We start from the raw sequence: 24121 nt of genomic DNA on the forward strand, positions 1-24121 counted from the left end.
TGGGGACGCATGCATAAGACCGATCAGTGTTCTAAGCTTTCTCTGCAGGCCCGTCAGGTAGCAAGCACTGAGCGGGCAGCAAAACGCGCGACGCACATGGACCTCTGACATGCCCCTATCCAGTCCAGTCTCGAATGTGTCGACCAGACCGCCCGCCCCTCGCCTGACGACGCTCAGTCACATACAGATCGCGTCGCTGTGGTTTGCGCTGTTTACCCAATGGATGACGGTCGTTCCGGTGCTGGTGCCGTCACAGGTCGCCGAAATGCTCGGACGCGATGCCGTATTGAAGGAAGGGGTGGCCGGCTCCGTCATTGCGTCCGGCGCGTTCGTTGCAATGATCGTGGCGCCGCTGGCCGGCGCCCTTTCAGATCGCTCCATCGCAAAACATGGACGTCGGCGATCGTTTCTCGTCACCGGCGTGTTCGGCACTGCGGTTGCCCTGGTATGGCTTGCTTCGTTCAACAGAGGGGCGAGCGTATGGCTGTATGCACTCGCGTTCCTGAATCTGCAGTTTTGGTGGAACTGGGCGGCGGGTCCGTATGCAGGGCTGGTGCCCGATGTCGTGCCTAAACGGGAAACCAACCGCGCGAGCGCGTGGCTCAACGTGATGTCCGTGCTCGGCACCATCAGTGGCAACGTGGTGCTCGTCGTGCTCTATTCGCCGGGCCGCCTCTATCCGACGGTGGCCACGTTCATTGCGATCATGCTGCTCTGCCTTTGGCTGACGATTCGCGGCTCGCGCGAGCCGACGCCTGTCAGATCCCACGAACGGTTCGAACTCCTCGCGTTCTTGCGCTCGTTCTATCTCGACCCGCGCCTCCACCGAAACTTTTACTGGGTGCTGGTAACCCGTCTGTTCGGCAACATGGGAATCTGGTCGATCTTCACCTTCATGTTGTACTACCTGCAGGACGTGATCGGCATTCGTCATCCGACCGGAGTGATGAACGGGCTTCTCGGTGTCGGCGTGGTGCTGGCGATCCCGGCCAGCCTGTTGGGCGCACGGCTCGCCGACCGCCACGGCGCGGTCCCCGTCGTCCGCCTGACAAGCTGGATCATGGCCGGCGCCGCAATCGGCTTTGTCATGCTGGCGCTGCATCCGAACCTGTCGCTGGTGATCGCGGTCGGACTCGTTTTCTGCGCCGCCTACGGGACCTATCAAGCCGTCGACTGGGCGCTCGCGCTGCAAGTGTTGCCAGACGATGCATCCAGCGGCAAGGACATGGGCATCTGGCAAGTGTCGATGGTGCTGCCGCAGATCCTCGGCCCCGCGGCGACCGGGTGGATGCTGTCGTGGGTGAAGGCGCTTGCGGGTGCAGGAACCGCCTACGTCGTCGCGTTCGTCGTCGCAGCGGGGTGGTTCGTGCTCGCGGCGTGGTTCGTCTCGCACATCAGGATTGTTTCGCAGCAACACATATCCAGCGGACTCGCCGGGCGATCGTCATAGAGCCACGGCCCCGCCTGTTGCAGGTTCATCCGGCCGTAACGGAGGCAGAAATGGCTCGCGCAGACGTCGATGTCACGGAACAAAAACGCTTGAACGACGCGCATTCGGCGCAGGTGCCATGGAAGCAGTGGGGGCCGTACCTGAGCGAGCGGCAATGGGGAACCGTCCGCGAGGACTACAGCGAAGATGGCGACGCCTGGAACTATTTCACCCACGACCAGGCGCGTTCGCGCGCTTACAGGTGGGGAGAAGACGGGCTCGGCGGACTATCCGACGACCAGCAGCGACTCTGCTTCGCGCTCGCACTCTGGAACGGGCGCGACCCGATTCTGAAGGAACGCCTGTTCGGACTCACCAATAGCGAAGGCAATCATGGCGAGGACGTGAAGGAATATTACTTCTATGTCGACAGCACGCCCACGCACTCGTACATGAAGTATCTGTACAAGTACCCGCAGCGGGAATATCCGTACCTCGACCTGATCGAGACGAACCGCGAGCGATCGCGAGAAGAACTCGAGTACGAACTGCTCGATACCGGCGTATTCGATGACGACCGGTATTTCGATGTGTTCGTCGAATACGCGAAGCGCGATCCACAAGACATCTTCGTGCGCATTTGCGTGCACAACCGCGGGCAGGACGCGGCGCAGCTTCGAATCCTGCCGACGCTATGGTTTCGCAATACGTGGTCGGAGAACCACGACGATCCCAGGCCGTCGCTGTGCGAAGACGCGCCGGGCGTCATTCGGGCGCGCCATCATGAACTGGGCGACTACTGGCTCTATTGCGAAGGCGCGACGGAACTGCTGTTCACGGAAAACGAAAGCAATGCACGGCGTCTGTGGAATCAGCCCAATGCTTCGCCGTATGTGAAGGACGCGTTCCACGCGTATGTGATCGGCGGGCAACGCGAGGCGGTGAATCCCGCCAGAACGGGAACCAAGGCGGCGGCCCATTGCGTATGCGACGTACCCGGCGGCGACAGCGTGACGATCCGGCTGCGCCTGAGCGCGGCGAGCCGCGACAACGCGTTCGACGGCTTCGAGAACACCTTCAACGAACGCATTGCCGATGCGGACGAGTTCTACGCGCGCATCGCGCCGAAATCGCTGACGGAAGACCAGCGCCGGGTGCATCGTCAGGCGTTGGCGGGCATGTTGTGGGGCAAGCAGTACTACTACTTCGATCTCGAACTGTGGCTGCGCGAGCATGGGAGTCATCCGTTGCTCGACGGCGAGCGGCTCGACGTGCGCAACACCGGATGGTTCCACATGCTGAATGCGGACGTGATCTCGATGCCGGACAAATGGGAATACCCATGGTACGCGGCCTGGGATCTGGCATTCCACACGATCTCTCTGGCGCTCGTCGACTTCGATTTCGCGCAGGAGCAATTGCTGCTGATGTTGCGCACCCTGTATGTCCATCCGAGCGGCCAGATTCCGGCCTACGAGTGGAACTTCAGCGACGTCAATCCTCCGGTGCATGCGGCCGCCACGCTTTGGCTCTACCGGTACGGCAAAGAGCTGGGACGGGCCGACCCGCGCTTTCTCGAGCGCTCGTTTCAGGGGCTGATGCTCAATTTCAACTGGTGGGTGAATCGCAAGGACCCGGCAGGACGCAACGTGTTCGCCGGCGGCTTTCTGGGGCTGGACAACATCGGGGTGTTCGATCGCAGCGCGCAGCTGCCGACGGGTGGATCGCTGGAACAGGCGGACGGAACCGCGTGGATGGCGTTTTATTGCCAGTGCATGCTGGAGATGGCGATCATCCTGACGGAATACGATCCGATGTACGAGGAGATCGCTTTCAGGTTCGTCCAGCACTTCATGTGGATCGCGTATGCAATGGATCGGCGCGGCGAACATCCGGACGACATGTGGGACGAGCATGACGGCTTCTTCTATGATCTGCTGCGGCTTCCCGACGGCCAGACCATGCGTCTGAAGATCAGGTCGATGGTGGGGCTGCTGCCGCTGTGCGCGACGACAGTATTCGAAGCAGATTCGGTGACACGGTATCCGAAACTGATGGAGCTGATCGCCCAGTTCCGCAAACGCTACCCGGAGCTGCTCGCGCACGTGGCGCCGACGGATACGGGCTTCATCGGCCATCGGGAGCGCAGGCTCCTGTCGATCCTGAACAGACGCAAGCTCGAACGCGTGCTCGGATACCTGCTCGACGAGAATGAGTTCCTCGGACCGCATGGCATCCGTTCGCTCTCCCGCTATCACCTCGATCATCCGTATGTGCTCAACATCGGCGGGACCGATTACAAAGTGCAGTACCTGCCGGCCGAATCCAATACGGGCATGTTCGGCGGGAATTCCAACTGGCGAGGTCCGGTATGGATGCCGGTGAACCTGCTCGTTGTCAGGGCACTGATGAACCTCTACAGCTTTTTCGGCGACGAGTTCAAGGTGCAATGCCCGACCGGGTCCGGGCATTACATGACGCTGTTCGAGGTGACACAGGAAATCGTCCGGCGACTGACGGGTACGTTCTTGCGCGATGCGGATGGAAGACGTCCCGTCTATGGCGGGACCAGCAAGTTTCAGGACGATCCGCACTGGCGCGACCTGATCCTGTTCTACGAGTATTTCCACGGCGACAACGGTGCGGGGCTCGGAGCCAGTCATCAGACCGGCTGGACGGGCCTCGTCGCACCTCTGTTGGACATGTTCGGGCGGATCGATGCTCGAACCGTACTCGACAGCGACCGCTGGCGCGTGATGGCCGGCGCTTCCGCGCACGAGGCGGGCAGCAGCGACAATGCTCTCAACGCGCACCGTCCGTGACCATCGCTCCGGATGTCTTGAGGCCCATGACTATGCTCAGGAGGCTCAAAAGCGTCACAGTAGCGGCCATGATCGCGGCCCGATGCAGACCCTCGGCAAGAGGGTCGAACTCCGGCCGCACAAGGGCGCCAAACAACCCCACGCCGAGCACGCCGCCAATCTGACGCGCGGTGTTCAACACGCCCGATGCAATGCCCATGTACGACGGTTCCACGTGCGCCAGCACCGCGGTGTTGATCGACGGCACCGCGAGCGCGACACCGACGCCAACAGTGAGCAGCGGCAGCGCGACCGCTAGCGCACTGCTATCCACCCGCGCGAACGCAAGCGAAACATAGCCGAGCGCCGCCAGTGCCTGGCCGACAAGCATCGGCAGGCGATAACCGAAACGCGCGGTGAGCGAACCCGACGCGACGTTTGCGACTGCGACTACCGCTGTCATCGGCAGGAACGCGAGGCCGGTTTCGAGCGGTGTGTCGTGACGCGCGTTCTGGAAAAACAGACTCATCGCAAACATCAGTCCGTAGTAGCCGAAATTCAGCGACAGCCCCGTTAGCGCGCTGACGTTCACCGCGGCATGGCGGAACAGCGCGAGCGGTAAAAGCGGCTGCGCCTGCCGCGCCTCGACGATGACGAACAGCCCGCCCGCAACGGCCGCGACGCCAAGTCCGGTCAACACGGTCATGCTGGTCCAGCCCAGCCTGCCGCTTTCGACAACCGCATACGTCAGCCCGACCAACGCAACGACGGCAAGCGTCTGGCCGGCCAGGTCGATGCGACGCGCCGCGTGACCTTGCGTGTCGGGCGCATGAGCGATGGTCAGCCAGATGCCCGCGACGCCGATCGGCACGTTGATCAGAAAAATGGCAGGCCAGCCGAAGCGGTCGACGAGCACGCCGCCGACCAGCGGCCCCGCCCCCAGCGCGAGCGCCGCGGTGCCCGCCCAGACGCTAACCGCCCTGGCCCGCGCATGCGGGTCCGGGAACGCCGCGCCGAGCAGCGCCAGCGACGACGGCACGCACAGCGCCGCGCCGATGCCCTGCACCACCCGCGACCCAACCAGCAGCGCCGCGCCATCCGACAGCCCGCACCCCACCGATGCGCAGGTAAACACGACGAACCCAGCGACGAACATGCGCCGCGCGCCGAACCGGTCGGCCAATGCGCCAGCGGACAGCAGCAGACTCGCGAACGCCAGCGTGTACGCGTTGACGACCCATTCCAGCGCCGTCGAATCGAGGCCGAGGCCATCGCGCATTCGTGCGAGCGCGACGTTCACGACCGTGACGTCGAGACAGATGATGACGAAGCCGAGGCTCGTCGCGAGCAAGGCAAGACGTGGCGACCGGGCCGGTGAGCTGAGCTGTTTGCGCATGATGTCCGTGCAGGAAGTCGGCGATGCGGCACCGGGATGGGCCGCAAGCGCCGTGTACGCGGACTGTATTCCCACAGCGAAGATTGATAAACGCACGGCAAATGGCAACAGAACCAATTATTATTGGGGAATGGACCTCCTCAAAGCGATGACCGTGTTCGTGCGCGTAGTCGAAAGCGGCAGCCTGACGGCGGCGGCGGTAGCCTGCGACCTGTCGCCGACGATGGTCGGCAATCATCTTCAGGCGCTGGAAACGCGGCTAGGCGCGACACTCGTCCATCGCACCACGCGCAAGCAGCAGATCAGCGCGTTTGGGCAGGCCTACTATGAACGATGCATCGAGATCCTCGGGCTGATCGACGATTCGGAACGGCTCGCGCTCGATCACCTCGCGACGCCACGGGGACGCCTGCGCATAACCGCGCCCGTCGTGTTCAGCAACGAATGCCTGATGCCGGTGATCGCGGATTACTACGAGCGCTATCCCGAGGTGAAGCTCGATATCGTCGCCACCGATGCACTGTCGGACCTGATCGACGACGGCTTCGAGGCGGCGGTTCGGATCGGCGCGCTGGGCAATCCGGATCTCGTCGCGCGGCCTCTGCAGCCGTACCGTCTGGTGTTGTGCGCGTCACGCGGGTATCTGGCAGCGCACGGCACGCCGTCATCGCCCGACGCGCTGCGCTCGCATCAGTGCCTGACGTACGCGTATCCGCCGCGCTCGGAATGGCACGCGGCGCAGGCCGAATGGAGCCTCGAGGGTCCGGACGGCCGCGTGCGCGTGCCCGTCGACGGCAGGCTGAGGATCGACAATTCGGAAGCGCTGCGACGGGCGGTGTTGCGCGGCCTGGGCATCGCCATGCTGCCCGAGGTCCTCGTGGCCGCGGATCTGCGAGCGAAACGGTTGGTCGAAGTGCTGCCGGCGTTTGCCGCGCCCGAGCGGCCGCTGAACCTGCTGTATCTGCGTGAGCGGCGTACGTCGCCTAAGCTTCGGAGCTTTATTGAATTTATGGTCGAACGCTTCGGCGCGGAAGCGGCATCGCCCAACGGTGCTTGACCAACCCACGCTCAATGCGAATCCTGTTGCCTCCTGCGTAGATTGTCGCGCACACGACGGGCGACCAGAACCGTCAGATAGTCCGTGATTCGTGCGCCTTCGCTGTATTCGATCCATGTCTGCGCGTACATCTGCAAGACCGTTTCCTCTGGCGTGTTGGTGGCGGCGGCAATTTGCTTGATGACTTCCTCGACGTTGCGCGTGACCATTGCCTGCTCCCAGCGTGCGGTGATGAAAGACCGTCACGCGCACGTTACCCGCCTCAATGCGGCCGTTACTTGATCTGGGTCAATTGATTTCGCCCATGACCGACCACGAGCTGTCTGAGACGGGTCGCAACGAGGCCTTCACTGAAACACCGGTTTTCCCGACGCATCCTTGACCCTGGTCTTCCACTGCGAGCGGATTTCCGACACGACCGAATCCGGCAACGAGATGTAGTCGAGATCGCTGGCAGCCTGCCCGCCGTTCTTGAACGCCCAGTCGAAGAACTTCAGCGTTGCCGCGCCTTGCGCCGGCTTGTCTTGCGTCGCGTGCAGCAGCACGAAAGTCGCGCCGACGACCGGCCATGCGTCCTTGCCGGGCTCGTTGGTCAGGATCTGGTAGAACGACGTCTTCCAGTCCGCGCCCGAGGCGGCCGCCTTGAAGGTCTCGGTCTTCGGCGCAACCACCGTACCGGCGGAGTTCTTCAGGCTGGTGTAGACCATGTTGTTTTGCTTCGCATACGCCCACTCGACATAGCCGACCGCGCCAGGCAGCCGTTGCACGAAGGCGGCAACGCCGTCATTGCCCTTGCCGCCCGTACCGGTCGGCCAGTTCACCGTCGTGCCTTCGCCGACCTTCGACTTCCACTCCGGGTTCACCTTCGATAGAAAGTTCGTCCAGATGAAGCTCGTGCCCGAACCGTCGGCGCGGCGTACCACGGCAATGTCCGTGTCCGGCAGTTTCATGCCCGAATTCAGCGCGGCGATCGCCGGATCGTTCCATTTCTTGATCTTGTTCAGATAGATGTCGCCGAGCACCGCGCCCGACAGAACCAGTTGGCCCGGCTTCACGCCCGGCAGGTTGACGACCGGCACGACGCCGCCGACCACCGTCGGGAATTGGAACAGGCCAGTCTTCGCCAGTTCATCGTCCTTCATCGGCGCGTCGGAACCCGCGAAATCGACGGTCTTCGCGAGGATCTGCTTGATGCCGCCCGCTGACCCGATGCCCTGGTAGTTGACCTTGCCGCCCCCCGCCTTATGGTAGGCGTCGGCCCACTTGTTATAGATCGGGGCTGCAAAAGTGCTGCCCGCACCGGTGATGTCGACGGTTTGCGCGTGCGCGGCCGCGAGCGGTAGAGCAACGGCAAGAACTGCAATTCCTCGTTTGAACAGCATGGTTTGCCTCCACGAGATTGACTGACCGGATCAATGGTTGCAGCGAGCTTCGCTCCGCGACGCAATTGCTCAACTACGCATCCTGCGGGCCCAGGGAACTTGCGTTGGACTCCCGCAACTTGCGCGGGCGCGCGGTGTTCTTGCGATGATGCATTTCAATCCGCTCCAGCACGTCCGTGTCTGTATTGAGCGTTTCCAGAAGGTTGCGCCCTTTGTTCGGCTTTACGCACCCGGCACGGCTGCCCATCGCTCGAACCTTCAAACTTAAGCACTTCAAGTTACATTCCGTTGACAGCGGCCGCGCTGCGTTCAGCGCGGGCGGGGCGCGGATTGTTCGATGTTAGGGAGAATCGCCCTCCGCGCGCCGCCGAACTACACCGGCTGAGCCGAGCGAGTCCGGGCAAGCGGGTTACTGCTTATCAGTTGGTAGTGGCGTGTCGGTGAGACTGTCCTTGATCGCAGCCATCACAGCGGGCATCAGTGGCTCGCGGCCGACCCCAGCCCCTGCCAGCGCTTGCAGCACAGTGACGATCTTGATCGCGTCATATCGACGGCCACTGCCCACCGCCTCTTCGAAGGCGTTCGCCCGCCGGTTCGCCTCGTCCGGGTCGGCACTGACAAGCAATACGGCATGCGCGAGCACCAGATGGCCCCGTCCATCGCTCGTCCGCATCGCGGCTGGCGCCTGTCGCCAATACTGCGCCGTGCCAGCAAACTTGCGCGCGTCGGTGTCGACTCCCCAAGCCAGATTGAAGCGACCGTCGCAAAATGAACCGTCCACTGCCTGGTAGTGGGTCGTGACGCCGATCACGCGCAGCGCGCTCCCGATGACTTCGCATAAGTGCAGGTACACCGCCTCGCTCATTTTGCTCGGCTGCTGCTTGACGAAATAAGCCAGACTTAAATTTAGAATCCCGGGGCCCTGCGGTACGAGGCCGCCGCCCGACATGCGTAGCCAGACGGGGCATCCGCTGCGAAGAAAAGCGGAGCGTGCAGATTCGAACTGGGGGTAACGCAGATAGCTGCGCGGCACCACCAAAGACTTCGGCGCTTCCCACAGTTGAGCAACATTGCGGCCACGCGCCGCTAAGTCCAGCAGTGTGTGCTCTGCCTGAAGGGGGTCGTGGACGGTCGGATCAGGTTGGATGAATTCGAATGACATAGTCAAAACGCGAAACAGAGCAACTGTCAGAATCGGTTGCAAGACGGAATGGCCGAGGCCGACAAAAGGAAGATCCCGTGGTTTCCGACCGGATCGAGGAATGTGACATCAGTTTCGAGGCCAGTCAACGTTCGCGTAGAACGAGCACCCGATGGTCAACGTCACTTTGGCGGACTCCCATCGGCGCCAGGCCGCCTGCTCCATGACGCCAAATTAGCGCTCGGCGTCTACCCGCTCAGGCTTCTTGCAGAAATGCAATGCTCTCCTGATTGAATCTCTCGGGCTGTTCATACTGCGCCCAGTTGTCACAGCCCTTGATTTCCACGAGCTGCGCGTTCGGTACGGTCCTGGCGATCGCACGGGCGTTGCTGAGAAAAATATTGGGCGCATCACTTGTGGGGCGTCTTGAACAGGGCGTGACCAGGAACACTGCGCACGGCATAGTCGAGTCGGCCACTACAGGCTGAGTCGTGCCGACCGGGTATTGGCATCCTGATCGAACAGCGTTGAGGCAGGCTTCTGCTGCGCCGCAGAGTTGCCATGCTGTGAAGCGCGCCTCGATGGCAAAGTTACTGAACCAACCGGGGCATCATGATCGTCCCATAGTTGGGGCCGATGCCGTCCATCTGGCTGTTTTTACAGTAGTTCGGATCGTTGCCCATCTGCACGGTGATGACTGCGTTGGAGCCGCTGCCTGTCTCGTTCAGAATGTGCAGGCACCCGAATGCGACGATCGGCGGAGTGCTCCCCTGTCCACTCGTGACGTTACTCACCACGGCTACCGTCACCCAGGCACAACTACCCGCCGAACCCGCCGGGACCTGACTACACGTTGCAACGTTGTGGAACGCATTGCTATTCAGGCCCGTTTCCAGATAGATCGGTTGGCCGATAGACATCGGACTCGCGTTTCCGCTCGTCATCAACCCCACTATGGCGTCGGAACCAAGCTGGCTGTTAGCAGAAGAGAGGGACGTCCATTGTCCTGCGTTGCAATTGGCGGCCTGGTACGACGCTCTGATCCCGAAGATGTACGGTTGGCCGATCGTCTGCGGAATAGGCGTGCCGTTGTTGGCCGCTTGAGGGTCGGTTGTACTGGTAGCAAGAAGAGGGGAATTGGTCGCCGAATTCCAGTAGGAGTTGTACAGGCATTGCGACATCACGATCGGGAACAGCGCCCCAACTTCAGCGGTTCCAGGACTAGCCACGACCGCGGTCGCCGTCGCACTCGTCTTCAGCGACGCGATGTTCAGCACTTGCGCCAGATACACCGGCACGCTCCCGTTGGAGTCGCTCCCGTCCTTGTGGACCGTCACCTGGACCGCGGGCACGATCTTTCCGCTTGCTACCGGCACGGTGGCCTGGGATACACCAGCCGCAACTTTGGTCACATTGACATAGCCGGTAACGACATCCGACGTATGCAACTGCACGGCCGTCCCCTGCACATTGTTCTTCGGTCCGAACGAAACAGCCACGGTCTGCGAGTCATTCCAATCCGGATTGGCGGCGCTCGCGTTGTTGCAGCTAGCGTTGCTGGCCTGGGTATAGAGGCACTGTGCCCCCGCGAGCGCCGCGGCGTCGGCGGCAGTCTGTGCCTGAGTGCGGGCCACCATCAGATTGCCAATGTCGATTGCGAGCGCCGCGAAGCTCAGGAGCGTAAGCAGCAACAGGGCGACCATGATGGCCACCGCGCCCTTCTGCTTCTTCATCGATTTGGCGCGGCGCTGAGTACGCAGGGTATGGACGGTAGGCATGATGTTCTTCTTATTCGTTGTTCATCGTGGCCGTGGAGCTCAAGGTGATCGGCCCCGTCAACGGGTTGATCAGGGGGCCGAGCAGCAAGCCCGTGAACGTGTACGAGACCTTGACCGCCAACGCGGTGCCGAACGACCCGCCTGCGTTGGTTACCGAGACCGATGGCGTGGGGTTCTTCGTCGCAAACGAAATCAGGTACGAGGACGTATAGCCGGTCACGACGCTGGTGATGTCCGTCGTCGTTGGTCTGGGGCTGGTCAGTACGATGCCCGCTCGCGCGCCCTCCCTGGCGGCGTTGGTGATCACAGCCTGGTCGTACAGAGCCAGGCCGAACTCGACGATTCCGAACACAATGAGCAGCAGAAGCGGAAGTACCAGCGCGGTTTCAACGGCCACCACACCCTTTTGCTTTTTTTTCAGGTTCATCATTTGACTCCGCAGGCGGTCACGCAACTTTCACCGACAGCATCCTGTTCGCTAAAGCTTGCGCTCTGCTCTGGACGCTGATTCGGTGGACGCGATCTGGTATTTCGCAAAGGCGCGGCTAGCGCCAGGGAATCGAAGTTGGCGTGAATGAACGGCAACGAGCCAGCACACATCGAGGTAACATCGATGACGTGGCACGTTTGAAATATGATGGAATCGCGACGGTGCTCTTCGCTTGATTTCTCATGATGTCCCCCGACGATGAGTGCCACACTCCGCATGTGATTGCTGAATGCGAAGGGCCTCGGGAAGCCATCTGGTTGTCATTTTGGCTTCCGTTTATGGTTACAAAGCATACGAGCCAAATCGGGAAATTCTGCGCGCTGCCGCACAATTCTTCTGCAATAGCGGCGAAGCGGCGATCGACGACAACCCATTGAAACGGTTCATTCCCTATGAGCAACAGGATCGCGCAGCTTTTCCGGCATCTGACCTCCGGTGTGTATGTAATCGGCGTAGCGGACGGCGAGCGCCGCAATGCGTTCACCGCGAGCTCGGTGATGCAGGTTTCGTTTGCACCATTGCTGATCGCGCTCGGCATTAGTCCCGAGCATCAGTCGTACGAACTGCTGCGCAGCGGAGCGGTGTTTGCGATCAGCGTGTTACGCGCGGATCAACAGAAACTCGCCGAGCACTTCGGCACGCAGTCGGGCCGCGCCGTCGACAAGCTCGCGACGACTCGCTGGCGTCCCGGCGTAACCGGCGCGCCGCTATTGGTCGATGCGCTCGCGCATTTCGAGTGTCGGGTGGTCGATGACGTCGCGGCGGGAGATCATCGGGTGGTGATCGGGCGTGTCGTCGATGGCGCGCTAGCGAGCGCGGGCGGAAAACCGCTGATCTACGCGCAGACTGGCAATCTCGACATGAGCGAGGCCCTTTATCCCAGCACGTTTTCGTAATGGGTGGCGTGCTGGCTGCTCAATGCCAGTGCCCGCCATGTCCTCCGTGCCAGTGGCCGTAGTGATAGCCGCCACCGCCCCAGTAGCCCCCGATCACCACTGACGGCCCCCACCATCCGTAGTAGCCCGCCCATGGATAACCGTATGGGTAGCCGTACGGATAACCGTAATAGCCCGGATAGCCGTAATACCCGGGATAGCCGTAATAAGCGGGCGCAGGAACCGCGACATACGTGCAATTCTGTCCCGACAACGGCAAGTCGTTCGGCGCCGCATTCGCGCCGGCAGTCCCGCTTGCCGGCGTAGCCGCGTTGCCGGTCGCTGATTCCGTGGTGGCGGTGGCCGCACCGCTGCTGCAGGCGTAATAACCACCCGCTCCCGGATAGTACGAATAGGGACCGTAATAGACGCAGCCACACAGCGCAAATACGCCCGCCACGCCAGTGCATAGACCAACGATTCCACAACGCATGATCGCTCCCCCTCTCCGGGCGCAGCGCAGCCGTCTCGACACGGCATGGTTTTATTCTAGTCGTCGAATCTTGCATCAGGTACGCGCCTTGCGGAGTGCAGATATTCCGTGGAAATCAGGAGTTTCGACATGGACCTGCCCGATCCTCTCGACCCGAACGCCCCCTCGACTCCCGCACAGCCGGCCGCCGGCGCACGTATCGCCGGCGGTGGCGTTGGCGATGGTCCCGGACCCGAGGTTATGGCCGCCGCCACGCTCGACGGCAACAAGGTAATGTCTTCCGATGGCCAGGACCTCGGCAAGATTTCCGACATCATGCTGGACGTGCGCAGCGGCCGCATCGCGTATGCGGTGCTGACGGAGGGCGCGATTCTCGGCATCGGCGGCACCTTGCACGCAATTCCGTGGCGCGCGCTGACGCTCGACACCGACCGCAAGTGCTTCCGCCTGGACGCCACGGCCGAGCAGGTGAAAAGCTCGCCGGGCTTCGACAAGGACCACTGGCCGGCGATGGCCGATCGCGCATGGGGCGCGTCGGTGCACCAGTTCTATCATCGCGAACCGTACTGGGAAGCCACGCGCGGTGTCGTCGAAAGCGATCCCGCCGTACGCATCGATCCGACCACCGGGATCTGAAGGCCCTGGTTCCGGCGCTCCAGCATCGCTATCTCACACACGCCACCGTCTTGCGACGAGCACACGAGGCGCGGCGCGCGGCAAAGGAGAAACGTCGATGATCCGACGCGCACTAATCAATCGAAAGAACATATCCTTCGCCGCGTGGGTGGCAATCGGCACGGGTTCGGTATTTCTCAGCCTTGCGCTTCCGCTGCCCGCGCTGGGCGCATTCGTGGTCGGCGCTTGTTGCGCATATGCGGGGCGTACCGGGCGGCGGCAGGGCGCGAACCCGGTCGTCGGTTTGCTGGAGCGCAAGCAACCAGAGGTCGTCGACGACGTGAATCAGCAAGCACAGGCAACGAATTCGACGCACGAGGCGAGCGAGACGGAAGACGAAGCGGCGACGCGTTGAAGTGCCGCATTCGCACGCTCGCCGCCGGGCGGCCACTCACACACATCAAAACCGATAAACACGCTCGGCGTTGTCATGAAACAGCGCACGCTGCCCTCGCGCTGAAAAGTCCTTCGTAATCGCCTTGAACGCGTTGAAGACCGCGTCGTAACTGCTGAACAGCTTGTCGACCGGGAAGTCGCTCGCGAAGATGCAACGCTCGACGCCGAACGCCTCGATCGCGTGCAGCACGTACGGACGGATGCTGTCGACAGCGCTTTCGCACCCAACGACGCCGGCGCGAAATTGGGACGAAGGCGCACGAATCAAACAGGCAAAAAACGGCGAAGGAAAAACGGATAATGCATGGCAGTCTGTCTCTTGCGCAGTGGTGCACTGCGCCATATCGGTATCGGTGCGGCTTACGGACAGAATGGCAGTGCGCATCACTCGCGACCAAGGCGGCTCCATCCAACTGCAACTGCAACTGAAAGAAATTTCACTATGCGCATCCCACCGCTGAAGGCGATCATCGCGTTCGAAAGCGTTGCCCGCACGAAAAGCGTGAACCGCGCGGCCGACGAACTTGGCCTGACCGCGTCGGCGGTGAGCCATCAACTGAGCAACCTCGAATCGATCATCGGGCAGGCGCTGTTCCAGCGCTCCGGCCGCGGCCTCGTGCTGACGCCGATCGGCGAGCGTTATCTGGCCGACGTGACGGGCTCGCTCGCGGACCTGAGCCGCGCGACCGAACGCGCGTCGAGCCGTACCGACGTCGAGATTCTGCGCGTGCACTCGAGCCCGAGCTTCGGCCTGATGTGGCTGCTGCCGCGACTGTCGTCGTTCCAGGAAGCGAACGACGACATCCAGCTGAACGTCGCCTGCTCATACGAAAACGTGTCGTTCTCGAACGGCTTCTACGACATCGACGTGCGCCACGGCTACGGCAACTGGACCAATGTCGAAGTCAAAACGGTGCGCGGCGAGTTCATCGCGCCACTCGCGTCGCCGAAGTACCTCGCGCAACATCCGGTGAAGACGCCGGAAGACCTGCTGTCGCATCGGCTGATTTATTCGGAGTCGCCGCTCGTGCAGTGGAAACAGTGGTTCGGCAGGACCGGTGTCTCCGCCGCGCACAAGACCTTCGACTTCTCGTTCGACCGCTCGTACATGTCGCTCGAAACCGCGGCGCTCGGGCTCGGCATCGCGCTCGAAAGCCTGATGCTCGCATCGGTGAAGATACGCGAAGGCCTGCTCGTGCCCGTCTTCGACGCCAGCTTCGCGGTCGAAGTCGGTGCCCATCATCTCGTCTATCCGGCGCAGAACGCGGACCTGCCGCGCGTCGAGCGCTTCCTTGCGTGGATCGAGCGCGAAGCGGCCGCCGACTTGCGGGGCTGAATCCGGGCTTTCGTTTGCATCCGGCTGCACGCCTCGCATAGCGCCGGGCGTGCGCTCCCTCCGTCATCTGAATTTTTCTCAGCTATTGCTGAACGTTTCCGCGTTGATCCGGGCGCCTCGCGAGCCGACACTCTGGGCACCAGTCAACACACAGGAGACAAACCATGTTGCTCGAGAACCGGACCATCATCGTGACGGGTGCGGCGTCGCCGCGAGGCATCGGCAAGGCCACGGCCCGCGCGCTGGCCGCGCAAGGCGCACGCGTCGTGATCCTCGATCTGCGCCGCGAAGATGCGCAAAGCGCGGCCGCCGATCTCGGCGCGAAGCATCTCGGCCTGGCATGCGACGTAACCGACAAGGACGCCTGCATCGCGGCCGCGCGCGAGACGTTGCAGCGCTTTGGGCGCATCGACGGTCTCGTCAACAACGCGGGCATCACGCAGCCGGTGCGCACGCTCGAGATCGGCGGCAAGGACTTCGACGCGATCGTCGACGTCAATCTGCGCGGCACGCTGTACATGTCGCAAGCGGTGCTTCCGGCGATGAAGGAGCAAAACGGCGGCAGCATCGTCTGCATGTCCTCGGTCTCGGCGCAGCGCGGCGGCGGCATCTTCGGCGGGCCGCACTACAGCGCCGCGAAAGCGGGTGTGCTCGGTCTCGCCAAGGCGATGGCGCGTGAATTCGGCGCGAACCAGATCCGCGTGAACTCGATCACGCCGGGCCTCATCCATACGGATATCACCGGCGACAAACTGACGCCCGCGATGTGCGAGGACATCATCAAAGGCATTCCGCTCGGCCGGCTCGGTGACGCCGCGGACGTCGCGAACGCGTGCCTTTTTCTGCTGAGCGACCTGTCGAGCTACCTGACGGGGATCACGCTCGACGTCAACGGCGGCATGCTGATTCACTGAAACACCGCGCGCCGCCAGGCGGCGCAAGCAACGCACCCGGGACACTATCCGGGGCATGTGGCCGCGGGCACGCGCAGCAGCGCCTGCCGTGGCGCACACAGGAGACATCGATGAAAGCGAAATACACCGCGACCGTTGCAGGCGACGTGATACCGCGAAACGACGAACTCACGTTCGAAGCGCGGACCTATGCGAAAGTCGCCCGGCGGCTGATTCCATTTCTGATGCTGTGCTATCTCGGCGCGTATCTGGACCGCGTGAACGTCGGCTTCGCGAAGCTGCAGATGCTCAACGATCTGCAATTCAGCGAAACGGTCTATGGGATGGGCGCCGGCATCTTCTTTCTCGGCTACTTCCTGTTCGAGGTGCCGAGCAACGTCATCCTTCATCGCGTCGGCGCCCGCCGCTGGCTCGCGCGGATCATGCTGACGTGGGCCGTCATCTCCGCGAGCTTCGTGTTCGTCAGAACACCTACCGCGTTCTATGTGCTGCGGTTTCTGCTCGGCGTAGCCGAGGCCGGCTTTGCGCCCGGCGTGATCCTTTACCTGACCTACTGGTTCCCGGCGGAGCGCCGCGCCAAAGCGTTGTCGCTGTTCTTCATGGCGATTCCGCTCGCGGGCATCATCGGTGGACCGCTGTCCGGCGCGATCATGCATTCGCTGCACGGCGCGTTGTCGATGTCGGGCTGGAAATGGCTGTTCCTGCTCGAAGCGCTGCCATCGCTCGTGCTCGGCATCGCGATTCTGCTGTATCTCGACGACGGCATCGCCAAAGCGAAGTGGTTGAACGACGCGGAGAAAACGCTGCTCACACGCAACGTCGCGAACGATGCGCAACAGACGGTCACCCACGTGTCGATTCGCGACTTCATCGGCGACCGGCGCTTGTGGCTGATGGCGGCGATCTACTTCTGCGTGGTGCTGGGCCAGTACGGCCTGACCTTCTGGCTGCCCACGATCATCCGCAAGGCCGGCGTCGCCGATCCGTTGTGGGTCGGCCTGTTCACCGCGATTCCGTATCTGTGCGCGATCGTCGCGTTGCCGCTAATCGGCATGAGCGCGGACCGTCGCCGCGAGCGTCGCTTTCACCTGGCGATTCCGATGCTGGTCGCCGCCGCTGGCTTCGCGACCTTGCCGCTGCTTGGCAGCGTCGGCGCGTCGATCGTGTGCCTGAGCGTTGCGTCGGCAGGCATTCTCGCTTCGTCGTCGCAGTTCTGGTCGCTGCCGACCGCGCTGCTCGGCGGCATGTCCGCGGCGGCCGGTATCGCCGCGGTGAACTGCTTCGCAAATCTGGCGGGCTTCTTCTCTCCGGCGATCGTCGGCTGGCTCAACGATCTCACCGGCAAGTCCACCGCCGGGCTGATCTTCATTTCCGCCGCGGTGACGCTGGGCGCCTTGCTGGTCTTTCTGGTGCCCGCGCGATCCGTGAACCGATGAACCTCTCTCTCGACCTGCTACAGGAGTTACCGATGGACACTGACACCATCACCGAGTCGGTCACGCTCGCCGAGCGTGCGTACCGCATCCGCCGCAACGCGTTGCTGATGGGCGAAGTACAGGGCCAAGGCTATGTCGGCCAGGCGCTCGACATCGCCGACGTGCTGGCCGTCGCCTACTTCGGCGCGATGCGTTACCGCGCCGAAGACCTCGAGTGGGAAGGCCGCGACCGCTTCCTGCTGTCGAATGGCCACTACGCGATTGCTCTGTACGCGGCGCTGTTCGAAGCCGGCATCCTGCGCGCCGATGAACTCGAAACCTACGGCAGCGACGACAGCCGCCTGCCGATGTCCGGCATGGCGAGCTACACGCCGGGCATGGAGATGTCGGGCGGGTCGCTCGGCCAGGGGCTGACGATCGCCGTCGGCCGCTGCCTCGGTTTGAAGCGCAAAGCGTCTGACTCCTTCGTCTACACGCTGTTCTCCGACGGCGAACTCGACGAAGGCGCGGTCTGGGAAGGCCTGATGTCGGCCGCGCACTGGAAGCTCGACAACCTGATCGCGATCGTCGACGTGAACAACCAGCAGGCCGATGGTCCGTCGACGCAGATCATGGCGTTCGAGCCGCTCGTCGACAAGCTCGAAGCGTTTGGCTGGTACACGCAGCGCGTGGACGGCAACGACATCGACGCGGTGAAGCGCGCCTTCGATAACGCGCGGCATCACGGCAAACCGCAACCGCGCATCATCGTCTGCGATACGCAGATGGGCTGCGGCGTGCCGTTCCTCGAAGCACGCGAGAAGAATCACTTCATCCGCGTCGATGCACACGAATGGCAACTCGCGCTCGAAGCGCTCGAAGCCGGGAGACAAGCATGAGTACCGTTGCAAATAAACCGCGCCTGAAGACCTCGGCGATGATCGCGTCGATTGCGGCCGAAGGACAGGTCACGCGTTCCGCGCCGTTCGGTCATGCGCTGGTCGAACTGGCTCGCACGAAGGCGAACGTGATCGGCATGACGGCCGACCTCGGCAAGTACACCGACCTGCATATCTTCGCGAAGGAATTTCCGGACCGCTACTACCAGATGGGCATGGCCGAGCAACTGCTGATGGGCGCGGCCGCCGGCTTCGCGCACGAAGGCGCGCAGCCGTTCGTCACGACCTACGCGGTGTTCGGAACGCGCCGCGCGTACGACTTCATTCATCAAACGATCGCCGAAGACAACCTCGACGTGAAGATCGTCTGTGCGTTGCCGGGCCTGACGACCGGCTACGGTCCGAGTCACCAGGCGGCCGAAGATCTCGCGCTGATGCGCGCGATGCCGAACATGACGGTGATCGATCCGTGCGACGCGCTCGATATCGAGCAGATGGTGCCGGCCATTGCCGCACACAAAGGGCCGGTCTATGCGCGCCTGTTGCGCGGCAACGTGCCCGCGGTGCTCGACGAATACGGCTATCGCTTCGAACTGGGCAAGGCGAAGCTGCTGCGCGACGGCAATGACGTGCTGCTGATCTCGTCGGGGATCATGACGATGCGCTCGCTCGAAGTCGCGAAGGCACTGGAGGCAGACAACGTCGGCGTGGCGGTGCTGCACGTGCCGACCATCAAGCCGCTCGACACCGCGACGATCCTGCGCGAAGCGAAGCGCACGGGCCGCATGGTGATCGTCGCTGAGAACCATACGGTGATCGGCGGACTCGGCGAAGCCGTAGCGCGCACGCTGCTCAGCGCTGGCGTTACGCCGCCGTTCCGGCAAATTGCGTTGCCCGACGAGTTCCTCGCTGCCGGTGCGCTGCCGACGCTGCACGATCGCTATGGCATCTCGACTAACGCGATGGCTACGTCGATCAAAACGTGGCTCGGTTGACGACGCACATTGTCATGCCACCGCGCGGGCCCCGTCGGCTTTACACCCCGATGGTCCGCGTCGTCTTCAGCGCGATCCATGTCATGCCTTCACGCAGTCCTTCGAGTACCGCTTCTCTTTCCACGGCGAACACCTGCGATTGCTGAAAGGTGCGTTCGAAGTCACCTTCGGGCGACACATGCTTGACATGGATCGTCGCCTGAAATCCGCCTTCTTGCGCCTCCTCCGTATGGACACTCACGGACCAGCTTCCTTGCTGCGCGTTTGCTGATATGGTCATTGGATGCTCCTCGGTTTGTCGCGTGCGGCTGCCACCGTCAGCGTAAGGCCGTGCAACGCCAGTCTCGTTGATCCAGGTCAAGTGTCGACGCGAACCGTGAGTCACGCTCGACGCCGATCGCTCGCCCGATGCCTTCAGCTTCGCTTCAGATTCGCGCGAGCGCGTGAAAACCCTGCCGGGAAAACGCGCAACGACCCGTGCATGCGACATGCTACCGGCGCAGCGATGCACCGCGCGCGCATCGATTTCGCGCCCATCGCCCCGAGGTTTCGCGGTAAGCTTTTGCGACGTACCCGCGCCACGAGTTCGTGCCGGCGCGGCAACGCTGCCCTCATGATCGACGAACGCCGGGGTTCATCATGTGGTACGCCTTTATCGATGCACAACAACGCCTCGCTCGCGCGATGGTCGGGGGAGTTCTAACCGATTCGGGGTCGATGCAGAGCGCGCAAACGGGCTGGCTCAGCCCCAATCATGCGACCGACGCGTTCAGCCACTGGCTGCTGCGGTCCACCTGCGCTTTCGGGCGAACACCGCCATTCGCGATCCACTCGGTTGCCGTCGACGGTAGCCGCGTGAGCGTCGACGAAAGCGTCGTCGCCTCGTTGCCGCTCGGCGCGCTGCTCAGGTTCAAGCGCAACCTGCCCGCACCACTTACCCACACAGAACCACCCGTGCTGTTGTGCGCGCCACTCGCCGGACATCACTCGGTGATGCTGCGCGAGACCGTAGAGACACTGCTCGAACAACGTGACGTCTTCGTGACCGATTGGGCCGATGCGCGCGACGTACCGCTCGAGGCGGGCCCGCTATCGCTCGACGACTACGTGCAGGCGCTCGATAGCTTCATCGCCGCCGCCCGCGCGTTCGGGTCGCCGGTTCATGTGCTCGCGATCTGTCAGGCGAGCGTGCCCGTGCTCGGCGCCGCGGCGCTGCTCGCCATGGACGAGGCCGCCCCGCTTGCGAGCATCTCGCTGCTGGGTGGCCCGATCGATACGCGTTTGAACCCGACCGTCACCGACCGCTTCGCGAGTTCGCATACCCTCGAGTGGTTCCACGATCATGCGATCGATATCGTTCCACCGCCCTATCGCGGCGCGGGACGTCTCGTCTATCCGGGATTCATCCAGCAGGCCGCGATTTTTGCCGCGCATCCGGAGCGGCAGTTGCGGCTCGAAGCGGACTACTGGTCCCGATGGCTCGCCGGCGACATGCCCGGTGCGCAGCGGGCGCTGCGCTCGGCAAACGAGTATGCGGCCGTCCTCGATATGACGGAGTGCTACTTCCTCGACATGCTTCGCGTGGTGTTTCACGAACATCTGTTGCCGCGCGATCTGTGGTCGGTCGCCGGGCGCCGGGTGCGAATCGCCGCGCTGCGCGATACCCCGCTGTGCACGATCGAGGGCGACAGCGACGAGATCACCGGCGCGGGGCAAACCCATTGCGCGCATGCGCTGTGCGATACATCGCCGATGCGGACCGCGCGGCAGCTCACCATCGAGCAGTGCAATCACTACGATCTGTTCATCGGCCCGCGTTGGCGCGACGCGGTTTATCCGGGCCTCTGCGAATTCTGGCGCGATGTCGAACACGCCGCGTCGGAGGTTTGCCAGCCGCGCCGCGTGGCCAGAAGTTCGGCAAACCGCAGATCGGCTTGAGGTGGCCGCGAAAACGCCGGCAGTCCGCGCGTCGCGTCACGACGCAAGCTCGCTCAGTTCCCGCGCTCCGTGCCGATTGCGGCTTCGAGGGCCAGTTCCGCCACATCGAACGCGCGGCGGATCGCCGCTTTCGCGTCGTCGTCAGCGCAGTGCGCGATGGGCTTGAGTTCGCGCGCGGGCGTGACGAGATCGAGCCGCACGTCATACAGCGGACGCGACGACCCCGGACGCAACGCCTCGATGGCGAGATGGCAGTGCGACACGAGCGCGCCAAACCGCGCGAGACGCACCAGCTGCGCACCTGCTTCGGCTTCGAGCGGAGCGGCACCCGCGAAGCCAAGGTAGACGATCTGCATGTCAATGCCCATCTTCGCCTCCCGTTGCGATCATTGATCGGACCTGGTTCCGATACACGCAGGTCCAGGCGCTCGTTATGGGCTTATCTTGTTCTTACCCCAGAGGCGGTCATTGACGTGGGTCAAGCGCGGTGAAGGCGCTCGCCCTCAATGCATATGCATGCCCCCATTGATCGCAATATCGGCACCGGTGATAAAAGCCGCCTCGTCGGAGCACAGAAACGCGATCAGCGCAGCCACCTCGTCCGGACGTCCGAGCCGGCCGACCGGAATCTGCGGCAGGATCTTCGTGTCGAGAATCTCGCGCGGCACCGCTTCGACCATCGCGGTCGCGAGGTAACCGGGCGACACCGTGTTCACCGTGACGCCGTGCTTCGCGGTTTCGAGCGCAAGCGCCTTCGTAAATCCGTGCACGCCCGCTTTGGCCGACGAATAATTGGTTTGCCCGTAGGCGCCGCGCGAGCCGTTGACCGACCCCACGTTGACGATCCGGCCGTGGCGCCGCTCGAGCATGCCGGGCAACAGCGGCTTGGTCATATTGAACAGGCCATCGAGATCGGTGCGCAGCACGGCGTCCCAGTGCTCCTTGCTCATCTTCGCGAAGCTCGTGTCTTGCGTGATGCCGGCGTTGTTGATCAGCACGTCGACCCTGCCCAGGTCGGTCAGCACGCGTTGCGCGCAGCGCGCGCAGGAATCGAAGTCGGCGATGTCGGCTTCGTATGCCTGAAAGTCGCGCCCCGTGTCGCGCTCGTGCTCCAGCCATGTCGGCACGTGATCGTTGTGCGTCGAGTGCGTCACCGCGACCGTCATACCCGCGTCATGAAGCGCCCGGCTGACCGCCGCGCCCAAACCGCCCATCCCGCCTGTCACCAATGCCACGCGATCCGTTCCCATCTGAACTCCTCCTTGCCGTGTCTGCCACTGACAGTGCGCGCGCCGGCTGTGCCGGCCCGCGCGGCTAAACGACGCCCGCGAACGGCAGCGCGTTCTGCGAGCCCCACCACCCCGCGCTCAGGCCGCCCGCGAGCGGCGCGACGCCCGGCGCGATGCCGCACGCCGCCAGCCACCACGCATACCAGGCAGAGCAAGCGCGGTTGGCCTCGTCGAACCAGTCGGCCTCGTGCTGCACGGCGAAGGCGATCGACTTGCTCCAGTCGGCGAAGCTCCACTGCGCGTACTCGCGCGCCGCGCGCTGCACGGTCTGATACGCCGACGCGTAATCGAACCAGCCTTCGGGCTGTACGAATGCCGTCGAGGTCCGGGGTAAAGCGCAGCGCCCGAGCGGCGCGTCGAATCCGGAAGCCATCATCGCTGCCCTCCAGAGCACAGCATAGGATTGCCAGGCGCGGTTGCAAACCGTCGATCGCGTCTGCCGCCGTATCGAGCGCGCGACGACCCGCGCTTGATCTGCGTCAATCGCCCCGGCCGCCGGGCTCATAGACTCCATTTGACAGCGGGCGCAAGCCCGCTTGCGCCCGTTTCCCACGTTCTGTCACGGAGCTTTGGCGATGAGCTACAAAAGCATTCTCGTTCACCTCGATACGAGCGTTCGTGCACATCCGCGCCTCGAGATCGCATTGCAGCTCGCGCACCGCTTTCATGCGACGCTGACCGGCCTGTATTCGACGTACGTGCCGCCGCGGCACGCGTTCTTCGTGATGGCCGGCACCGCCGACTACTACGCGGAGCACGAGCGCCTGCGTCACGAGCGTGCCAGCGCGCTGGAGCGGCTGTTCCGCGCGGAACTCGCGCGCGCGAACGTCGACGGCCACTGGATCGCCGCGAACGGCTACGCGAACGACGTCGTGCCGCCCTATGCGCGGGTCGCCGATCTCGTCGTGCTCGGCCAGACCGACCCGGCCGACCCCGAGGCGTTCGTCGCCGAACAGTTCGTCGAGCACATCGTGCTGTCGGCCGGGCGCCCGGTGTTGCTGGTGCCGTCGAGCGGCACCTTCGCGGCGCCGGGCCGCCACGCGCTGATCGCGTGGGACGGCAGCCGCGAAGCGACCCGCGCGATCCACGACGCGCTGCCGTTCCTCGCGCATGCGGCAAAAGTGACGCTGCTGACGGTGCATTCGTCCGCCGATCGTCCGCCGCAGGGCATGGCTGCGGGCGACGACATCGCCCTCACCGTCGCGCGTCACGGCGTGAAGATCGACGTGCGCGAGCTGAGCGTCGCGGACCGCACGCCGGTCGGCGACGCGCTGCTGTCGCAGGCGGCCGACCTCGGCTGCGACCTGATCGTGATGGGCGCCTACGCACATTCGCGCCTGCACGAAGTCGTGCTGGGCGGCGCGACTCGCACGATGCTCGAGTCGATGACCGTGCCGGTGCTGTTGTCGCACTGAAGTGCGC

The 24121-nt window shown here is 63.4% G+C and carries 26 protein-coding genes; 13 read left to right on the forward strand and 13 right to left on the reverse strand.

Translation table 11 applies throughout. The annotated features are described in order from the left end of the window. Window positions 1-109 precede the first annotated feature (109 nt). Together VSR82_RS24015 and VSR82_RS24020 are read left to right on the forward strand one after the other, a co-directional pair. Window positions 110-1450, forward strand: coding sequence for an MFS transporter (locus VSR82_RS24015; RefSeq protein ID WP_429463117.1), 1341 nt, complete (start codon window positions 110-112; stop codon window positions 1448-1450). Window positions 1451-1500: 50 nt separating this feature from the next. After that, window positions 1501-4251, forward strand: coding sequence for an MGH1-like glycoside hydrolase domain-containing protein (locus tag VSR82_RS24020; RefSeq protein WP_429463116.1), 2751 nt, complete (start codon window positions 1501-1503; stop codon window positions 4249-4251). Here VSR82_RS24020 and VSR82_RS24025 read toward each other — a convergent pair. Continuing rightward, complete coding sequence (locus VSR82_RS24025; protein WP_429463115.1) at window positions 4232-5626, reverse strand: MFS transporter; 1395 nt, start codon at window positions 5624-5626, stop codon at window positions 4232-4234. The two genes, VSR82_RS24020 and VSR82_RS24025, sit on opposite strands and share 20 nt — an antisense overlap. 130 nt (window positions 5627-5756) lie before the next feature. On the opposite strand from VSR82_RS24025, the gene VSR82_RS24030 reads away from it, so the two are divergent. Further along, window positions 5757-6683, forward strand: coding sequence for a LysR family transcriptional regulator (locus VSR82_RS24030; RefSeq protein WP_429463114.1), 927 nt, complete (start codon window positions 5757-5759; stop codon window positions 6681-6683). A gap of 11 nt (window positions 6684-6694) precedes the next feature. Here the strand turns inward: VSR82_RS24030 and VSR82_RS24035 are convergent, their stop codons facing one another. The 6 genes from VSR82_RS24035 to VSR82_RS24060 form a co-directional block, all read right to left on the reverse strand. Next, window positions 6695-6892: a DUF3562 domain-containing protein gene (locus tag VSR82_RS24035; RefSeq protein ID WP_429463113.1), complete on the reverse strand. Its 198-nt coding sequence runs from the start codon at window positions 6890-6892 to the stop codon at window positions 6695-6697. 138 nt (window positions 6893-7030) lie between these two features. Next, window positions 7031-8065 carry a phosphate ABC transporter substrate-binding protein PstS gene (gene pstS, locus VSR82_RS24040; protein ID WP_410851229.1) on the reverse strand — a complete coding sequence of 345 codons (1035 nt, stop codon included), beginning with the start codon at window positions 8063-8065 and terminating at the stop codon, window positions 7031-7033. 73 nt (window positions 8066-8138) lie between these two features. Continuing rightward, on the reverse strand, window positions 8139-8312 hold the full coding sequence (locus VSR82_RS24045) for a hypothetical protein (RefSeq protein WP_410842367.1): 174 nt from the start codon (window positions 8310-8312) through the stop codon (window positions 8139-8141). Window positions 8313-8474: 162 nt separating this feature from the next. After that, the gene (locus tag VSR82_RS24050; protein WP_429463112.1) at window positions 8475-9227 is read right to left on the reverse strand and encodes a lipoyl protein ligase domain-containing protein; all 753 of its coding nucleotides are present in this window, start codon (window positions 9225-9227) and stop codon (window positions 8475-8477) included. Between the two features lie 569 nt (window positions 9228-9796). After that, window positions 9797-10984, reverse strand: a complete 1188-nt coding sequence (locus VSR82_RS24055; RefSeq protein WP_429463111.1) for a pilus assembly protein TadG-related protein — start codon at window positions 10982-10984, stop codon at window positions 9797-9799. Between the two features lie 10 nt (window positions 10985-10994). Continuing rightward, the gene (locus VSR82_RS24060) at window positions 10995-11414 is read right to left on the reverse strand and encodes a TadE/TadG family type IV pilus assembly protein (RefSeq protein ID WP_368581249.1); all 420 of its coding nucleotides are present in this window, start codon (window positions 11412-11414) and stop codon (window positions 10995-10997) included. A gap of 452 nt (window positions 11415-11866) precedes the next feature. Between VSR82_RS24060 and VSR82_RS24065 the strand changes: the two genes are divergently transcribed. Further along, window positions 11867-12370 carry a flavin reductase family protein gene (locus tag VSR82_RS24065; RefSeq protein WP_429463110.1) on the forward strand — a complete coding sequence of 168 codons (504 nt, stop codon included), beginning with the start codon at window positions 11867-11869 and terminating at the stop codon, window positions 12368-12370. A 19-nt stretch (window positions 12371-12389) separates the two neighbouring features. Here the strand turns inward: VSR82_RS24065 and VSR82_RS24070 are convergent, their stop codons facing one another. Further along, complete coding sequence (locus tag VSR82_RS24070; protein WP_368581247.1) at window positions 12390-12842, reverse strand: hypothetical protein; 453 nt, start codon at window positions 12840-12842, stop codon at window positions 12390-12392. Window positions 12843-12971: 129 nt separating this feature from the next. Between VSR82_RS24070 and VSR82_RS24075 the strand changes: the two genes are divergently transcribed. Together VSR82_RS24075 and VSR82_RS24080 are read left to right on the forward strand one after the other, a co-directional pair. Further along, window positions 12972-13478: a PRC-barrel domain-containing protein gene (locus VSR82_RS24075; protein WP_368598008.1), complete on the forward strand. Its 507-nt coding sequence runs from the start codon at window positions 12972-12974 to the stop codon at window positions 13476-13478. A 97-nt stretch (window positions 13479-13575) separates the two neighbouring features. After that, window positions 13576-13872: a hypothetical protein gene (locus VSR82_RS24080; RefSeq protein ID WP_429463109.1), complete on the forward strand. Its 297-nt coding sequence runs from the start codon at window positions 13576-13578 to the stop codon at window positions 13870-13872. A gap of 45 nt (window positions 13873-13917) precedes the next feature. Here VSR82_RS24080 and VSR82_RS24085 read toward each other — a convergent pair whose 3' ends face one another. Beyond that, window positions 13918-14466, reverse strand: coding sequence for an amidohydrolase family protein (locus VSR82_RS24085; protein ID WP_498858120.1), 549 nt, complete (start codon window positions 14464-14466; stop codon window positions 13918-13920). Between VSR82_RS24085 and VSR82_RS24090 the strand changes: the two genes are divergently transcribed. From VSR82_RS24090 to VSR82_RS24110, 5 genes are all read left to right on the forward strand, one after another. Next, window positions 14356-15249 carry a LysR substrate-binding domain-containing protein gene (locus tag VSR82_RS24090; RefSeq protein WP_429463108.1) on the forward strand — a complete coding sequence of 298 codons (894 nt, stop codon included), beginning with the start codon at window positions 14356-14358 and terminating at the stop codon, window positions 15247-15249. The genes VSR82_RS24085 and VSR82_RS24090 overlap by 111 nt on opposite strands. A 164-nt stretch (window positions 15250-15413) precedes the next feature. Next, entirely contained in the window at window positions 15414-16163 is a 750-nt protein-coding gene (locus VSR82_RS24095) for an SDR family NAD(P)-dependent oxidoreductase (RefSeq protein ID WP_368581244.1), read from the forward strand. Between the two features lie 110 nt (window positions 16164-16273). Continuing rightward, window positions 16274-17599 (forward strand): MFS transporter, encoded by a 1326-nt coding sequence (locus VSR82_RS24100; protein WP_368581243.1) that lies wholly within the window; start codon window positions 16274-16276, stop codon window positions 17597-17599. Window positions 17600-17631: 32 nt separating this feature from the next. Then, window positions 17632-18477 (forward strand): transketolase, encoded by an 846-nt coding sequence (locus tag VSR82_RS24105; RefSeq protein WP_429463107.1) that lies wholly within the window; start codon window positions 17632-17634, stop codon window positions 18475-18477. Continuing rightward, the gene (locus VSR82_RS24110) at window positions 18474-19472 is read left to right on the forward strand and encodes a transketolase family protein (RefSeq protein ID WP_368581241.1); all 999 of its coding nucleotides are present in this window, start codon (window positions 18474-18476) and stop codon (window positions 19470-19472) included. The genes VSR82_RS24105 and VSR82_RS24110 overlap by 4 nt, the downstream gene beginning before the upstream one ends. 40 nt (window positions 19473-19512) lie before the next feature. Here VSR82_RS24110 and VSR82_RS24115 read toward each other — a convergent pair whose 3' ends face one another. Further along, window positions 19513-19752: a hypothetical protein gene (locus tag VSR82_RS24115; protein WP_429463106.1), complete on the reverse strand. Its 240-nt coding sequence runs from the start codon at window positions 19750-19752 to the stop codon at window positions 19513-19515. A gap of 359 nt (window positions 19753-20111) precedes the next feature. On the opposite strand from VSR82_RS24115, the gene phaZ reads away from it, so the two are divergent. After that, window positions 20112-21410 (forward strand): polyhydroxyalkanoate depolymerase, encoded by a 1299-nt coding sequence (gene phaZ, locus VSR82_RS24120; protein WP_429463105.1) that lies wholly within the window; start codon window positions 20112-20114, stop codon window positions 21408-21410. 53 nt (window positions 21411-21463) lie between these two features. Here phaZ and VSR82_RS24125 read toward each other — a convergent pair whose 3' ends face one another. The 3 genes from VSR82_RS24125 to VSR82_RS24135 form a co-directional block, all read right to left on the reverse strand. Further along, window positions 21464-21778: a hypothetical protein gene (locus tag VSR82_RS24125; protein ID WP_368581238.1), complete on the reverse strand. Its 315-nt coding sequence runs from the start codon at window positions 21776-21778 to the stop codon at window positions 21464-21466. A gap of 135 nt (window positions 21779-21913) precedes the next feature. Then, the gene (phbB, locus tag VSR82_RS24130; protein WP_429463104.1) at window positions 21914-22660 is read right to left on the reverse strand and encodes an acetoacetyl-CoA reductase; all 747 of its coding nucleotides are present in this window, start codon (window positions 22658-22660) and stop codon (window positions 21914-21916) included. A 64-nt stretch (window positions 22661-22724) separates the two neighbouring features. After that, window positions 22725-23075, reverse strand: a complete 351-nt coding sequence (locus VSR82_RS24135; RefSeq protein ID WP_429463103.1) for a polyketide synthase — start codon at window positions 23073-23075, stop codon at window positions 22725-22727. Between the two features lie 199 nt (window positions 23076-23274). Here VSR82_RS24135 and VSR82_RS24140 point away from each other — a divergent pair, with 199 nt between their 5' ends. Next, window positions 23275-24114: a universal stress protein gene (locus VSR82_RS24140; protein ID WP_368581235.1), complete on the forward strand. Its 840-nt coding sequence runs from the start codon at window positions 23275-23277 to the stop codon at window positions 24112-24114. The last annotated feature ends 7 nt before the right edge of the window (window positions 24115-24121 follow it).

The organism is Burkholderia sp. JPY481 (assembly GCF_038900515.1).
GTDB classification, from domain to species: domain Bacteria; phylum Pseudomonadota; class Gammaproteobacteria; order Burkholderiales; family Burkholderiaceae; genus Paraburkholderia; species Paraburkholderia youngii.

Bases quoted from the DNA above. Each gene is read 5' to 3' on its own strand.
- VSR82_RS24015 (WP_429463117.1), top strand. From the start codon at position 110: ATGCCCCTATCCAGTCCAGTCTCGAATGTGTCGACCAGACCGCCCGCC.
- VSR82_RS24020 (WP_429463116.1), top strand. From the start codon at position 1,501: ATGGCTCGCGCAGACGTCGATGTCACGGAACAAAAACGCTTGAACGAC.
- VSR82_RS24025 (WP_429463115.1), bottom strand. From the start codon at position 5,626: ATGCGCAAACAGCTCAGCTCACCGGCCCGGTCGCCACGTCTTGCCTTG.
- VSR82_RS24030 (WP_429463114.1), top strand. From the start codon at position 5,757: ATGGACCTCCTCAAAGCGATGACCGTGTTCGTGCGCGTAGTCGAAAGC.
- VSR82_RS24035 (WP_429463113.1), bottom strand. From the start codon at position 6,892: ATGGTCACGCGCAACGTCGAGGAAGTCATCAAGCAAATTGCCGCCGCC.
- pstS (WP_410851229.1), bottom strand. From the start codon at position 8,065: ATGCTGTTCAAACGAGGAATTGCAGTTCTTGCCGTTGCTCTACCGCTC.
- VSR82_RS24045 (WP_410842367.1), bottom strand. From the start codon at position 8,312: ATGGGCAGCCGTGCCGGGTGCGTAAAGCCGAACAAAGGGCGCAACCTT.
- VSR82_RS24050 (WP_429463112.1), bottom strand. From the start codon at position 9,227: ATGTCATTCGAATTCATCCAACCTGATCCGACCGTCCACGACCCCCTT.
- VSR82_RS24055 (WP_429463111.1), bottom strand. From the start codon at position 10,984: ATGCCTACCGTCCATACCCTGCGTACTCAGCGCCGCGCCAAATCGATG.
- VSR82_RS24060 (WP_368581249.1), bottom strand. From the start codon at position 11,414: ATGATGAACCTGAAAAAAAAGCAAAAGGGTGTGGTGGCCGTTGAAACC.
- VSR82_RS24065 (WP_429463110.1), top strand. From the start codon at position 11,867: ATGAGCAACAGGATCGCGCAGCTTTTCCGGCATCTGACCTCCGGTGTG.
- VSR82_RS24070 (WP_368581247.1), bottom strand. From the start codon at position 12,842: ATGCGTTGTGGAATCGTTGGTCTATGCACTGGCGTGGCGGGCGTATTT.
- VSR82_RS24075 (WP_368598008.1), top strand. From the start codon at position 12,972: ATGGACCTGCCCGATCCTCTCGACCCGAACGCCCCCTCGACTCCCGCA.
- VSR82_RS24080 (WP_429463109.1), top strand. From the start codon at position 13,576: ATGATCCGACGCGCACTAATCAATCGAAAGAACATATCCTTCGCCGCG.
- VSR82_RS24090 (WP_429463108.1), top strand. From the start codon at position 14,356: ATGCGCATCCCACCGCTGAAGGCGATCATCGCGTTCGAAAGCGTTGCC.
- VSR82_RS24085 (WP_498858120.1), bottom strand. From the start codon at position 14,466: ATGGCTCACCGCCGACGCGGTCAGGCCAAGTTCGTCGGCCGCGCGGTT.
- VSR82_RS24095 (WP_368581244.1), top strand. From the start codon at position 15,414: ATGTTGCTCGAGAACCGGACCATCATCGTGACGGGTGCGGCGTCGCCG.
- VSR82_RS24100 (WP_368581243.1), top strand. From the start codon at position 16,274: ATGAAAGCGAAATACACCGCGACCGTTGCAGGCGACGTGATACCGCGA.
- VSR82_RS24105 (WP_429463107.1), top strand. From the start codon at position 17,632: ATGGACACTGACACCATCACCGAGTCGGTCACGCTCGCCGAGCGTGCG.
- VSR82_RS24110 (WP_368581241.1), top strand. From the start codon at position 18,474: ATGAGTACCGTTGCAAATAAACCGCGCCTGAAGACCTCGGCGATGATC.
- VSR82_RS24115 (WP_429463106.1), bottom strand. From the start codon at position 19,752: ATGACCATATCAGCAAACGCGCAGCAAGGAAGCTGGTCCGTGAGTGTC.
- phaZ (WP_429463105.1), top strand. From the start codon at position 20,112: ATGTGGTACGCCTTTATCGATGCACAACAACGCCTCGCTCGCGCGATG.
- VSR82_RS24125 (WP_368581238.1), bottom strand. From the start codon at position 21,778: ATGGGCATTGACATGCAGATCGTCTACCTTGGCTTCGCGGGTGCCGCT.
- phbB (WP_429463104.1), bottom strand. From the start codon at position 22,660: ATGGGAACGGATCGCGTGGCATTGGTGACAGGCGGGATGGGCGGTTTG.
- VSR82_RS24135 (WP_429463103.1), bottom strand. From the start codon at position 23,075: ATGATGGCTTCCGGATTCGACGCGCCGCTCGGGCGCTGCGCTTTACCC.
- VSR82_RS24140 (WP_368581235.1), top strand. From the start codon at position 23,275: ATGAGCTACAAAAGCATTCTCGTTCACCTCGATACGAGCGTTCGTGCA.